Origin of the sequence: Pseudomonas sp. Y24-6 (assembly GCF_020295325.1) — a bacterium.
Lineage (GTDB): Bacteria > Pseudomonadota > Gammaproteobacteria > Pseudomonadales > Pseudomonadaceae > Aquipseudomonas > Aquipseudomonas gregormendelii.
In genome coordinates, this window is the sequence record NZ_JACBXG010000001.1 from 220,282 (window position 1) to 232,628 (window position 12,347).

A 12,347-nucleotide genomic window follows, 5' to 3' on the forward strand; every position below is an offset into this window, starting at 1 on the left:
CAAAAGCTCATCATTGCCCGGTGTCATCGGGCGCCTCGTAAGTTCGCGCATTCAGGTAATTCATCCAGCGCTCATAGGCCTCGTGTTGCCATTGAGTGACCCGCTCCCACTCCGGGCCGCTGAGCTGATGGGCAGATATCAACTTCATCATTTCCGTGGTGGCCGCATCCAGGTCAACGATCAGCTCATGGGCGTGAAACCTGAAATCATCGGTGGTCGTCATTTGAAAGTGGCCTCTGACACAGCGCGAAATCGCTACTCCACTACGACAACGCCGCTGCGGACTCGCTTAACCTTCCCGACCAAAGGCAAACGCCTGCGTGCAGCGACACAACTTCCGTCACGGTAAAAAGGGTCTAGTATTTCGAAACGGAGAATCAATACAGGAGGTCAGCATGTGGCTTAACGAATCTGAACAGCAACTTCGGCGGGACTTGCAGGGCGTTGCCTCGGACCTGCGCTGGTCGGCGGTAGAGCTTTTGCGCATTGCCGAGCAATTGCAGCAGTCGGGCAACGAGGTGGACGCCAAAGCCGCCAAGCGCCTGTGTGAAGTGCTTCAAGGGGATGAAGAGCGCCTGGCGCAGTATGCCGGGGAAGTGAAGGCCAGGGCGATCACACGCAACCAGGCGCACTGAGCGAACGGGTGGCGAGGGAGCGTGCTCCCCCGCCACCGCACATTGCACGCAAGCCGTTATTGTTTAGTGGCAGGTCTGGGTGATCTGTCGCGGTAGCCGGGCAAGGACGCCGCAAAGGCCAACGCCTCTTCACGGCTGGCAAACGCGCCCAGACGGTCGCCCTTGGTGCAGACACGCCAAGGGCCATTGTTCACGCTGAGTACGTCGTAACCGTTCATATGCATCTTGTTCAGCATCGGTACACTCATGACAACCTCCGTTGCGAATCATCTCCAGGATTGACCTTTCTACCTTACACCTGCTTTTGGCGAACGTGCTGACCAGACGTCGTGACGTCAGCGATTGCACTTTCACCCTCCTCCCGGGCTCCAATCATCTGAAACACTACGCTGCACGGTCTGAATATTGCAGTTTCATGACATTATTGTGACAGCCAGTATTTGGATAGAGCATGAAAGTACGCGCCACCGTCATCTGCGAGCAGGATCGCCACATACTTTTGGTACGCAAGCATCGATGCCGCTGGACCCTGCCCGGAGGCAAGGTCGAGCGCGGCGAAACCGTTGCGGACGCGGCCAGGCGCGAGCTTCAGGAGGAAACCAGCCTGGGGGTCGACGAGCTTCTGTACCTGATGGCACTGGAATCCGGCGACACCTGTCACCACGTGTACGAAGCGTCGGTGGTGGATTACGAGGTCGCGCGGCCGACCAATGAAATCGTCGACTGCATCTGGCACCCGCTCGATTCGGTGCACAATCTGAGCACCAACGATGCCACGCTGCGCATCGTCAGGGCGTTCCAGCGTCGCCTCTAGGGTGGCTCAGGCCCGGGCCAGTCAGCCCTGATCGCCACCGCCCACGGGCATGACCATGCCGGTGATGTAGGAGGCGTCGTCGCTGGCCAGGAACAGAATCGCACCTGCCTGCTCATCAAGCGTGCCATAGCGCTTCATCAGGCTGCTATCGAGCGTCTGGTCGACGATCTGCTGATACCACACCTTCTCCTCGGCACTCTGTTCGGCGCTATTGCGCGGGATGACCCGTGGCGGCGCATCGGTACCTCCGGGCGCCGTGGCATTGACGCGAACGCCCCGCCCGGCCGTTTCGAACGCCAGGCACGCGGTCAGTGCGTTGACCCCGCCCTTCGCCGCCCCGTAGGGCACGCGGTTGATGCTGCGGGTGGCAATGGAGGAGACGTTGACGATCGCCCCGCTGCCCTGCTCCAGCATGAACGGCAGTGCGGCATGGCAGCACCACAGCGTCGGGAACAGCGAGCGGCGCACTTCGGCTTCGATCTGCGACGCTTCGTAATGCTCGAAAGGCTTGGCCCAGATGGTCCCGCCGACGTTGTTGATCAGGATGTCCAGGCGACCAAAACGTTCAACGGCGGCCTGCATCACGCGCTCGCATTCGCTGTATTGCTCAAGATCGGCGGTCAGCGCGAAGCTGTCCTGGCCCAGTTGCTGTTGCAGTTCGAACACCAGTTCGGAGCGATCGACCAGGATCAGCCGCGCACCTTCGGCCGCCATGCGTTCGGCGACCCGCCGGCCGATGCCTTGGGCGGCGCCGGTAATGAGGGCGACTTTTTCGTGGAATCTGTTCATGTGTACCTCGATGGTTCAGGTGCCGCAGTTCTTGTACGGGCTCACGCCGCGCTGGCGGCGAATTTCTCGTAGTAGAAATTGGCCGGCGCGATGCCCTGTTCGCGAATGTACTGGCTGACCGCCTCGACCATCGGCGGCGGGCCGCACAGGTAGACGTCAACGTCGCCATCGTTCAGATGCCGTGGCTCGATGTGCTGGGTCACGTAGCCCTTGAGCGGGTGCTGGCTGTCAGGGCTGGCCACGCAGGCGCTGAAGCTGAAGTTGGGGATGCGGGCGGCGAAGGCTTCGAGGCGATCGAGCTCCACCAGGTCGAAATCATGGGTCACCCCGTAAATCAGGTGCAACGGATGTTCACTGCCCTGCTCGGCGATTTTCTCCAGCATCGCCGTAAAGGGCGCCAGCCCGGTGCCACCGGCCAGCAGCAACAACGGACGACGGATGTCGCGCAGGTAGAAGCTGCCCAATGGCCCGGCCAGGCTCATGCTGTCGCCGGCCTTGGCCATGCCGGTGAGAAAACTGCTCATCAGTCCCCCAGGCACGTTGCGAATCAGGAAGCTCACTTCACCGTCATGCTGCAACGAGCTGAAGGAGTAGGCGCGGGTCTGGGTACTGCCCGGGACCCCGAGGTTCACATATTGCCCCGGCAGAAACGCCAGTTTGCTCAGGGACTCGCCCTTGATCGACAGTGCAATGGTGCTGTCGGACAGCTGGCGCACGGCGCTGATGGTTGCTTCAAAGCTGGCCTGCCGGGTGCGGCAGACATCCGAGGAAGCCGGCACCCGCACCACGCAGTCGCTTTGCGCGCGCATCTGGCAGGTGAGCACAAAGCCCTGCTCGGCTTCGTCGGCAGTCAGGGCGTCATCAATGTACTCCTCGCCCAGGTCATAACGACCGGCTTCGGCAAAACACTTGCAGGTACCGCAGGCGCCGTCGCGGCAGTCCAGCGGGATGTTGATGCCCTGGCGATACGCGGCATCGGCCACGGTTTCACCTGGATTGGCGTCGATGAACCGGGTGACGCCGTCTTCGAAATTGAACGCGATGGAATGGGTCATGGCGACGGCCTCACAAATGGTAAACATCGATGACCTGACGAACATAGTCGTTCTTCAGGATCACTTTCTTGGCCTTGATCAGCGGGTTTTCACCGCGCATGTCCAGGGTGTAGAAACTGCTGCCGAAGTAGCTGTCGACGGTCTTGTAGCGAAAGCTCAGGGTGTGCCAGTTGAAGCGCACCTTGCAGATGCCGTCGGCCTGTTCCAGCAGTTCGATGTTGCTCAGGTTATGCGAGGTGCGGGTGTCCGGCACGCTGGCGCTGGAACGCTCGGTCTTGATGCGGAACACACGGTCTTCGAGGCCGGTGCGATTGCCGTACCAGATCAGCGAGATTTCCCGCTGCGGGTCCTCGGTCAGCTCATCGTTGTCGTCCCAGGACGGCATCCAGAAGGTCGCGTCCGGCGCGTACAGTTCCAGCCACTCATCCCACTGGCGATCATCGAGGTAGCGCGCTTCGCGGTAGAGGAAATCGCGCACGGCTTCGTAGGTAATGGTCATCACACGGTCTCCACGTCGATCAGCTTCGCCTGCTCGGCGGCCAGCGCCTTGAGCATGGTCTGCTGCCAGTACTTGTGCTGCAGCACGAACAGACCTTCGTCTTCGGTGCGCACGCCGCTGAGCAACGGCTGCAGGTCGATTTCCCTGGCCGCCTCATCGGCGCCTTCGATCCAGTGCTCGGCACCGCGGGACATGTCGTTCCAGGCGGTAACGCTGCCCTGGTAACCGGTCTGGCAGGAACGAAATTCTTCGAGATCGTCCGGCGTCGCCATGCCGCTGACATTGAAGAAATCCTCGTACTGGCGGATGCGGCTGGAGCGCGCGTGATCGCTTTCGCCTTTGGGCGCGATGCAGTAGATGGTGATTTCCGTGCGGTTGACCGAGATCGGCCGGGCAATGCGGATCTGCGAGCTGAACTGGTCCATCAGGTACACGTTGGGGTACAGGCACAGGTTGCGCGAGTTCTCGATCATCCAGTCGGCGCGAGCCTTGCCGAAGTCCTGGGCGAGCTCGTCGCGGCGCTCGTACAGCGGGCGGTCTTCAGGATTGGCCCAGCGGGTCCAGAGCAGCATGTGCCCCTTGTCGAAGGAATAGAAACCACCGCCCTGCTTGGCCCAGCTGCCGGCGCTCATGGTCGGGTTGATATCGCCGGCCTCGCGCTGCTTGCGCTGGTTCTGGGTGGCGGCATAGTTCCAGTGCACGGAGCTGACGTGGTAGCCGTCGGCACCGTTTTCCGCAGTGAGTTTCCAGTTGCCTTCGTAGATGTAGCTGGAGGAACCGCGCAGCACTTCCAGGCCATCGGCGGATTGATCGACGATCATGTCGATGATCTTGGCCGATTCGCCAAGGTGTTCCACCAGCGGGACTACGTCGGCCTTGAGGCTGCCGAACAGGAAGCCGCGATAGGATTCGAAACGGGCGACCCGGGTCAGGTCGTGGGAGCCTTCGCAGTTGAAGCTCGCCGGGTAACCGGCCGCCGCCGGGTCCTTGACCTTGAGCAGCTTGCCGGAATTGTTGAAGGTCCAGCCGTGGAACGGGCAGGTATAGGAGCTCTTGTTGCCGGATTTGTGCCGGCACAGCATCGCGCCGCGGTGACTGCAGGCGTTGATGAAGGCATTGAGTTCACCGTCCTTGTTGCGCGCGATAAAGATCGACTGGCGCCCCATGGTGGTGGTGTAGAAATCGTTTTTGTTGGGGATCTGGCTTTCGTGGGCGAGGTACAGCCAGTTGCCTTCGAAGATGTGTTCCATCTCGAGGTCGAACAAGCGCGGGTCGGTGAACATCTCGCGTTTGCAGCGATAGATGCCCTGCTCTGGATCGTCTTCAAGCAGGGATTGCAGGTATTCGGGTCGCAGGGTCATGGCCGCCGCCTCCATTGTTTTTATTTCAGGCAGGGCCATGCTAGGACGGGGGGACGGGACGGACTATCCGCTGGGTGCAGACCTGTATCCGTTTAGTGCAGCTGTATGTGGCCAATGCGTGGGAGCTGCGGAGGAGCTGTCGAGTGCAACGAGGCTGCGATCTTTTGACTTTCGCTTTTTCAAGAGCAAAAGATCGCAGCCTCGTTGCACTCGACAGCTCCTACAGAGGCATTGGTGGGGTTTGCGGGCTCAATGCCGGCGCTTGAGGGTGTCCGAGGGCAGTTCGCCGAACTGTTTGCGGTAGCTGTCGGAGAACCGTCCCAGGTGCAGGAAGCCGTAATCCATCGCCACTTCGGTGACGTTGCGCACGATGCAGGTCGGGTCGCTCAGGCAAGCATTGACCCGTTCCAGGCGCTTCTGGCGGATGTAGTTCTTCGGCGTGGTGCAGGCGTTGCGTTCAAACAGGCCGTACAACGAACGCAGGCTCATGCTGGCCTGGCGCGCGAGTTCTTCGCTGTCGATGTCGTGCTTGAGATTGCGGGCGATGTAATCGGCAATCGCTTCGAACGTCGCAGCCTGGGAACCGAGTTCCAGGCGGCTGACGTTGGTCTTCATCAGGCTGAGCATCTTGCTGACGATGATCTGCGTGTAGTGCTCCTGCACCCGGGGAATCTGCTCGGTGGCCTCGGCCTCCTGGCAAATCATCGCCAGCAGGTTGACGAAACCTTCCAGTTCATTGAGCTGGTAGCGGTTTTCCAGAAACCGTACGCCCTGCCCCGGATAACGCCAGCGCTGCTCGTCGCAGACCGACTCCAGCAACGAGGCAGGGACTTTGAGGATGAATTTTTCGCAATCGTCGGAATAGGTCAGATCCACCGGATCGTCGGGGTTGATCAGCAGCAATTCGCCGGGGGCGAAATAATGCTCCTGGGCGTGACCACGCCACAGGCAATTGCCGCGCAATAACACTTGCAGGTGATAGATGGTTTCCAGCGCGCCCGAGGTGACGCGAACGCTGCCGCCGTAGCTGATACGGCACAGGTCGAGGCTGGCGAATTTGCGATGATTGAGACTGGCCAGGGGTTGCCCGGCACGGGGCATCAGGATGCAATGGTTGCCGACATGCTGATTGACGTAGCCCGACACGGCGTAGGGGTCGGCATGGTCGAATACCGTGCTGCGCTGACTCAACAGTTGCGCGTGCATCATCGGGTCACTCTCGTTGTTGTTATAGATGTTCTGGTCATTCTAGAGCAGTACCGGCACCGATGTACGCGTTGACCGACACATGGGAGCGGGCTCCTGCGGATTGGTGGCGAGCCAAACTCCCGCGTACACCCGGGCCCCTGTGGGAGCTGGCTTGCCAGCGATGGCGGTATCTCTATCGCCATCGCCGGCAGGCCGGGCTCCTGCAGGTTGTACAGGGATCAGTCTTCGAGTGCGCGAACCCGCTCCATGCGTTGCTGCTCTTGCGGCTGGGCCGAGGACTGCAGGGTGAAGTCGAAGACGATTTCAGCAAAGCGGCCGCTGACACCGTAGGCCGCCGCGCGGGCCTGGTCTTCGCTGAAGGTGATTTTGGCAATCAGCTCGTCACGGGTGGCGTAGGCGAAGTCGTCATGCAGGTACTCATCACCGTCCAGGTTGATCTGGGTGGTGAGGTGGCGATGGTCTGCGGCCGAGATGAAGAAATGGATATGCGCCGGGCGCTGGCCGTGACGGCCCAGTTGATCGAGCAGTTGCTGGGTCGGGCCATCCGGTGGGCAGCCGTAGCCGGACGGCACGATGCTGCGGAAGCGATAACGACCCTCGGCGTCGGTCACGATGCGCCGGCGCAGGTTGAATTCCGATTGGCTGCTATCGAAGTAGGAGTAAGTCCCACCGGTATTGGCCTGCCAGACGTCCACCACCGCACCTGCCAGAGGTTCGCCAGCGGTATTGAGCACCTGGCCCTGCATGAACAGCGGCACGCCCGGATCATTGCCGTCGTCCAGTCGAGCCTCGAAGTCGGACAGGGGCGCACCGGCCACGTACAGCGGGCCTTCGATGGTGCGCGGGGTGCCGCCAGCCTTGCCGGCCTGCTCGTCTTCGGCGTCCATCAACAGATCGAGATAGTGCTCCAGCCCCAGGCCCGCGACCACCAGCCCGGCTTCCTGGCGCGAACCCAGCACGTTGAGGTAGTTGACGGCTTTCCAGAACTCTTCCGGCGTTACCGCCAGGTCTTCGATGATGTTCACCGAGTCACGCAGGATGCGGTAGATCAGCGCCTTGACCCGCGGGCTGCCAGCATCGTTGTGCAGGCCGCTGGCTTCTTCGAGAAATTGCTGGGCAGCAGCAGTATGGGAAATCTTGACGTTCATGGTGGTTCCTCATCTTGTAATTATTAGCGTAGCGAACTGAACAGGCTGGGTTCAGCGGTCATCCTCGCGAATCGACGAAGGATGCCGGCACATCGCGGTGACTTCGATCGCCATGTACGGGTAGAGCGGCAATTGCATCAGCAGGTCGTGCAGTTCCTGGACACTGTCGACGTCGAACACGCTGTAGTTGGCATACAGCCCGGCAATGCGCCAAAGGTGGCGCCACTTGCCCTGGTCTTGCAGGCGCTGGGAGAAGGCCTTTTCGTCAGCCTTGAGCCTGGTGGCCAACTCGGTATTCATGTCGACCGGCAGGTTCACGGTCATCTTTACGTGGAACAGCATGATGCACTCCTCAGACTTGATGAAGAACAGTGGCAGACTTGTCGCGGCGGAAAAACGCCAGGCGCTCTTCGTCCAGTTTCAGGCCCAGGCCCGGGGTGGTCGGTACGTGCAGCTCGAAATCGCGATACTCCAGCGGTTCGCTGAGGATGTCTTCAGTCAGCAGCAGCGGGCCGAACAATTCGGTGTCCCAGGCCAGTTTGTTCAGGGTGATGAACGCCTGGGCCGAGGCCATGGTGCCGATGCCGCCTTCGAGCATGGTGCCGCCGTACAGCGCAATACCCGCTGCTTCGGCGATGGCCGCAGTCTTGAGCACTGCGCGCGGGCCGCCGTTCTTGGCGATCTTCAGGGCGAAGATCGATGCGGCGCCCTCACGGGCCAGGTTGAAGGCGTCTTCCACACATTCGATGGATTCATCGGCCATGATCGGCGCCGGGCTCATGGCGTTCAGGCGCGCCATGCCGGCGCGGTTGTTGCGCGAGATCGGCTGTTCGATCAGGTCGATGCCGTTGGTGCCGAGAATTCGGCAGGCACGGATGGCCACCGCTTCGTCCCAGGCCTGGTTGACGTCCACCCTGACGCTGGCTCGATCACCCAGGGCTTTCTTGATGGCGATCACATGCGCCAGGTCGCGATTGACTTCACCGGCGCCGATTTTCAACTTGAAGATGCGATGGCGGCGCAGGTCGAGCATCTGCTCCGCTTCGGCGATGTCCTTGGCGGTATCGCCACTGGCCAGGGTCCAGGCCACCGGCAGCGCATTGCGCACCCGGCCACCGAGCAATTCGCTGACCGCCAGGCCCAGGCGCTTGCCCTGGGCATCGAGCAAGGCGGTTTCGATACCTGACTTGGCGAAAGTGTTGCCACGGATGCTGCGCTCCAGGCGCAACATCGCAGCATTCACATTGGCGCTGTCCTGGCCCAGCAGCAGCGGTGCGAAGTGGCGGTCGATGTTGGTCTTGATGCTGTCCGGGCTCTCGTTGCCATACGCCAGGCCACCGATGGTGGTGGCTTCGCCGATGCCTTCGATGCCGTCGGCGCAACGCACGCGAATGATCACCAGCGTCTGGTTCTGCATGGTGTGCATGGCCAGCTTGTGCGGGCGAATGGTCGGCAGATCGACGATGATCGTCTCGATCGATTCAATGGCTGTTGCAAGCATTTCGATACCCGTCAGGTTCTTGGAGTTCTGAACCCGATTCTGGTACGGCTTTTTTCTGGAAGCCAATATAGAATTGGTCTGACTTGATACCTTAAAGGTATCCAGCCGATCAGCTTTTGGAGGTTCCATGGAACTGCGTCATCTGCGCTATTTTCAGGTGCTGGCGAAAACCCTCAACTTCACCCGAGCCGCAGAACTGCTGCACATCGCGCAACCGCCCCTCAGCCGGCAGATTCAACAGCTGGAGGATGAGCTGGGCGTGATGTTGCTGGAGCGCGGCCGGCCGTTGAAGTTGACCGATGCCGGCCGGTTCTTCCATGAACATTCCAGCGCACTTCTGGAACAGCTGGGCAAGGTGTGTGACAACACCCGGCGCATAGGCCAGGGGGAAAAGACCTGGCTGGGCATCGGTTTTGCGCCATCGACGCTTTATGGGGTACTGCCGGAATTGATCCGGCGCTTGCGCAGCGGCGAGCCACTGGAGCTGGAACTTGGGCTGTCGGAATTGACCACGCTCCAGCAGGTCCATGCGCTCAAGGCTGGCAGGATCGATATCGGCTTTGGACGAATCCGCATCGACGACCCGGCCATCATCCAGACCGTGCTCACCGAAGACCGGCTGGTCGCCGCCCTCCCCGCCGGCCACCCACTGCTGGGCGCGCCGATCAGCCTGCGGGAGCTGGCCAGGGAACCGTTCGTACTGTACCCGGGCAATCCGCGGCCAAGTTACGCCGACCATGTGATCGCCCTGTTCGAGTCCTACGGTGTGAGCATCCAGGTGGCGCAATGGACCAACGAGTTGCAGACCGCGATCGGCCTGGTCGGGGCTGGCATCGGCGTCACCCTGGTGCCGGCGTCCGTGCAGTTGTTGCACCGTGACGACATAGGGTTTACGGCACTGCTGGAGGACAACGCGACTTCACCGATCATCCTCAGCCGGCGGGCGGGCGATGTGTCGCCGGGGTTGAAGCACTGCCTGCAGATGATCGATGAGTTGTTGCCGCGCGCGCTGGAATCCACTCAGGACACCTGACCTGCAGCCTGGGGCAGCAAGCGCGCTCAACCGGCGAACGCGCGGCGCCCGGCGTTCATTTCCGTGCGCAGTTCGGCAATGAGGTTGTTGATGTCGCGGATGGTGGCCAGGTCCGCTGTGGAGACATTGCGGACCAGCAGCACAACCTCGTGGGTATCGGGATCGAATACGGTGATTTCCAGCAATCCCAGGCTCTCCGTGCATTCACAGGACAGTGGCTCGAAACCGGATTCGACAATACTGGAAAGGACTGCGATAGGCACCATGGCTGACGACTCTGGCGGCAGTTAATGGAAAAGATCCCATTGACGATAGATGCACTTCGTCAGTTGCGCGCACGCCAAATGTTATCCAGCTCTCACTTTGAGTGTTTTTCAGCGTGAATCCCCGGACCAGATCCAGTTCCACAGCCCCGGCAGTTGCACCGGCTGCGAACTGTCGAGCACGGTGCGCGCCAGGGCCGCCCGTTGCAGAGCAGCGCTGTCATCATAAAAAGGTTTTTGCGCAACCGGCACCCCTGTCTCCCGGGCGCTGTCGAGGAGAATCTGCAGATACTCGCGCGCATGCCGTGCGGTGTAGCGGTTGAGATCATGAAAGGTCACCACCACCGGGATCACCCCGTCCACTACCGGCAATTGACCTTGCGCGATGCGCTCGCGAACTTCGGACATCGACCGCAGCATATGCGAGCGCCGCCGCGGGCTGGCGTTAAACCCCCAGATCTTGCCGTCGTTGGCACTGAGGTCCGTCAGCAGCATGTGCAGGCCGTGCCGCTGATAGGCGGCGAATGTGCGCTTGTCGTAACTCCAGAACGGCGGCCGCAGCAGGACAGGCGCCGCGCCGGTGATCGCGGCGATATCGGCGCTGCCGTTGGCGAGCGATTGCTCCAGCGCCTGATCGTCCAGGGAGCGATGGTTGCTGTGTCCGGGGGTGGCGGTATGAAAGCCGATGACATGACCCTCTGCCTGTTCCCGACGCATGACCTCGCGCCCAATCTCACTGCCCCCGGCCCTGGCAGCCCGGGTCTGCACGAAAAACACCGCCTTGATGTGCGGTTGCAGCGGATTTTGCGCGAGACTGTCGAGGACAGTCAGCGTCGGGTTCCAGAAACTTGAAGCGCTGGGGCCGTCGTCGAAGGTCAGTAAAAACCGGATGGGAGGTTGCGCCGTTAAACGTTGTTCGGTTTGCGGGGTCATTGCTATAGGTGCAGCAATGCAGCCGGCCAGTCCGGTGGCTAGAACCAGTGGAGCGAGGAGTTTGTACAGCTGTTTCATGGTTTGCCTTGGCCAGGCGATGCGGTGGGCCAGTCTACATTGATGGTGAATGATAAGCCGCCATCGCGAGCGAGCTTTGCTTCCACAGGTGGTCATATGCAGACATATAAGCGCAGCGCGCCGGCTTGACGCCTTGGTCGGCCCGAAGGCCGCCACGGCGAGCTGTAGATTGCAGACGCCCCGTAAGGGCGGGACCAGCTATTACTGCAGCAGCGGATATGTACCCCGCCACCGGAGGACCAACCCATGTGCGGACGCCTGACCCAATACCGCGGCATCCACGATTTCGTCGCAGCACTGAGCATCCCCGACGCACTGATCAACCACATCGGCGATGAACCCCTGGCCCGCTACAACGCCGCCCCGACCACCCGTCTTGCTCTGCTGCACCTGGAAAACGACGGCCTGCACGCCGACCTGGTGCGCTGGGGTTGGCGACCGCACTGGGCCAAAGACCGCGCACCCCCCATCAACGCCCGGGTGGAAAAGGTCGCCCACGGCCCCTACTTCCGCCCCATCTGGCCGCACCGGGCGATTGTACCGGTGGACAACTGGTTCGAATGGGTCGACAGCGGCGACGGTAGCAAACAACCCTGGTTGATCCGCCGCAAGGACCGGGCGCCGGTCTACTGCGCCGCCATTGGGCAGTTTCCCGCAGCGGCCGCCGAACCCACCCCCGAGGACGGCTTTGTCATCCTGACCGCCGACAGCGCCGGCGGCATGCTCGACATCCACGACCGCCGCCCCATCGTGTTATCGCCGGAACTGGCCGAGGAATGGCTCGACCCCGCCACACCCAGGGAACGCGCCGAACAGATGGCATTATTTGAAGGCGAAGCCAGCGAAGTGTTCGAGTGGTTCCGGGTCAGCAAGGCGGTCGGCAATGTGCGCAACCAGGGCCCCGAACTGATCGAACCGCTTGCCTGACAGGAACCGTTAAATCTGCAGGCCCTCGCAACGTTACACATAGTGTTTCACCCGTGTAACAGTCCATTGAAATATGGCGTTTTGCCGCGCCAACCGCCTGTC

16 protein-coding genes are annotated in these 12,347 nt (G+C 61.3%); 4 read left to right on the forward strand and 12 right to left on the reverse strand.

The window, feature by feature from the left end:
* Nucleotides 1-10: 10 nt before the first annotated feature.
* Nucleotides 11-223 (reverse strand): hypothetical protein, encoded by a 213-nt coding sequence (locus HYI44_RS00970; RefSeq protein WP_122839462.1) that lies wholly within the window; start codon nucleotides 221-223, stop codon nucleotides 11-13.
* Between the two features lie 172 nt (nucleotides 224-395).
* Between HYI44_RS00970 and HYI44_RS00975 the strand changes: the two genes are divergently transcribed.
* Nucleotides 396-635 carry a hypothetical protein gene (locus HYI44_RS00975; protein WP_122839461.1) on the forward strand — a complete coding sequence of 80 codons (240 nt, stop codon included), beginning with the start codon at nucleotides 396-398 and terminating at the stop codon, nucleotides 633-635.
* A 56-nt stretch (nucleotides 636-691) separates the two neighbouring features.
* On the opposite strand, the gene HYI44_RS00980 is transcribed toward HYI44_RS00975, so the two are convergent.
* Entirely contained in the window at nucleotides 692-883 is a 192-nt protein-coding gene (locus HYI44_RS00980; RefSeq protein WP_045062838.1) for an SPOR domain-containing protein, read from the reverse strand.
* A gap of 203 nt (nucleotides 884-1,086) precedes the next feature.
* Here HYI44_RS00980 and HYI44_RS00985 point away from each other — a divergent pair, with 203 nt between their 5' ends.
* Nucleotides 1,087-1,449, forward strand: a complete 363-nt coding sequence (locus HYI44_RS00985) for an NUDIX hydrolase (protein ID WP_045062840.1) — start codon at nucleotides 1,087-1,089, stop codon at nucleotides 1,447-1,449.
* A gap of 21 nt (nucleotides 1,450-1,470) precedes the next feature.
* Here HYI44_RS00985 and HYI44_RS00990 read toward each other — a convergent pair whose 3' ends face one another.
* The 8 genes from HYI44_RS00990 to HYI44_RS01025 all read right to left on the reverse strand — a co-directional run bounded on the left by HYI44_RS00990 (nucleotide 1,471) and on the right by HYI44_RS01025 (nucleotide 9,011).
* Nucleotides 1,471-2,238 carry a 1,6-dihydroxycyclohexa-2,4-diene-1-carboxylate dehydrogenase gene (locus tag HYI44_RS00990; protein WP_122839460.1) on the reverse strand — a complete coding sequence of 256 codons (768 nt, stop codon included), beginning with the start codon at nucleotides 2,236-2,238 and terminating at the stop codon, nucleotides 1,471-1,473.
* A 41-nt stretch (nucleotides 2,239-2,279) separates the two neighbouring features.
* Nucleotides 2,280-3,293, reverse strand: a complete 1,014-nt coding sequence (benC, locus tag HYI44_RS00995; RefSeq protein WP_122839459.1) for a benzoate 1,2-dioxygenase electron transfer component BenC — start codon at nucleotides 3,291-3,293, stop codon at nucleotides 2,280-2,282.
* 10 nt (nucleotides 3,294-3,303) lie between these two features.
* Complete coding sequence (gene benB, locus HYI44_RS01000) at nucleotides 3,304-3,792, reverse strand: benzoate 1,2-dioxygenase small subunit (protein WP_122839458.1); 489 nt, start codon at nucleotides 3,790-3,792, stop codon at nucleotides 3,304-3,306.
* Nucleotides 3,792-5,153: a benzoate 1,2-dioxygenase large subunit gene (gene benA / locus HYI44_RS01005; RefSeq protein WP_225568530.1), complete on the reverse strand. Its 1,362-nt coding sequence runs from the start codon at nucleotides 5,151-5,153 to the stop codon at nucleotides 3,792-3,794. Before benA ends, benB begins: the two co-directional genes overlap by 1 nt.
* Before the next feature lie 249 nt (nucleotides 5,154-5,402).
* Nucleotides 5,403-6,362: an AraC family transcriptional regulator gene (locus tag HYI44_RS01010; protein WP_045062850.1), complete on the reverse strand. Its 960-nt coding sequence runs from the start codon at nucleotides 6,360-6,362 to the stop codon at nucleotides 5,403-5,405.
* A gap of 218 nt (nucleotides 6,363-6,580) precedes the next feature.
* Nucleotides 6,581-7,510 (reverse strand): catechol 1,2-dioxygenase, encoded by a 930-nt coding sequence (gene catA, locus HYI44_RS01015; protein WP_122839456.1) that lies wholly within the window; start codon nucleotides 7,508-7,510, stop codon nucleotides 6,581-6,583.
* A gap of 51 nt (nucleotides 7,511-7,561) precedes the next feature.
* Nucleotides 7,562-7,852 (reverse strand): muconolactone Delta-isomerase, encoded by a 291-nt coding sequence (catC, locus tag HYI44_RS01020; RefSeq protein ID WP_122839455.1) that lies wholly within the window; start codon nucleotides 7,850-7,852, stop codon nucleotides 7,562-7,564.
* 10 nt (nucleotides 7,853-7,862) lie between these two features.
* Nucleotides 7,863-9,011: a muconate cycloisomerase family protein gene (locus tag HYI44_RS01025; RefSeq protein WP_163019428.1), complete on the reverse strand. Its 1,149-nt coding sequence runs from the start codon at nucleotides 9,009-9,011 to the stop codon at nucleotides 7,863-7,865.
* Nucleotides 9,012-9,138: 127 nt separating this feature from the next.
* Between HYI44_RS01025 and HYI44_RS01030 the strand changes: the two genes are divergently transcribed.
* The gene (locus HYI44_RS01030; RefSeq protein WP_045062861.1) at nucleotides 9,139-10,044 is read left to right on the forward strand and encodes a LysR family transcriptional regulator; all 906 of its coding nucleotides are present in this window, start codon (nucleotides 9,139-9,141) and stop codon (nucleotides 10,042-10,044) included.
* Between the two features lie 26 nt (nucleotides 10,045-10,070).
* Here the strand turns inward: HYI44_RS01030 and HYI44_RS01035 are convergent, their stop codons facing one another.
* Together HYI44_RS01035 and HYI44_RS01040 are read right to left on the reverse strand one after the other, a co-directional pair.
* Nucleotides 10,071-10,310, reverse strand: a complete 240-nt coding sequence (locus HYI44_RS01035) for a DUF1652 domain-containing protein (protein ID WP_045062862.1) — start codon at nucleotides 10,308-10,310, stop codon at nucleotides 10,071-10,073.
* Nucleotides 10,311-10,418: 108 nt separating this feature from the next.
* Nucleotides 10,419-11,318, reverse strand: a complete 900-nt coding sequence (locus HYI44_RS01040) for a polysaccharide deacetylase family protein (protein ID WP_225568531.1) — start codon at nucleotides 11,316-11,318, stop codon at nucleotides 10,419-10,421.
* Nucleotides 11,319-11,564: 246 nt separating this feature from the next.
* On the opposite strand from HYI44_RS01040, the gene HYI44_RS01045 reads away from it, so the two are divergent.
* On the forward strand, nucleotides 11,565-12,245 hold the full coding sequence (locus tag HYI44_RS01045) for an SOS response-associated peptidase (protein WP_225568532.1): 681 nt from the start codon (nucleotides 11,565-11,567) through the stop codon (nucleotides 12,243-12,245).
* Nucleotides 12,246-12,347 lie beyond the last annotated feature (102 nt).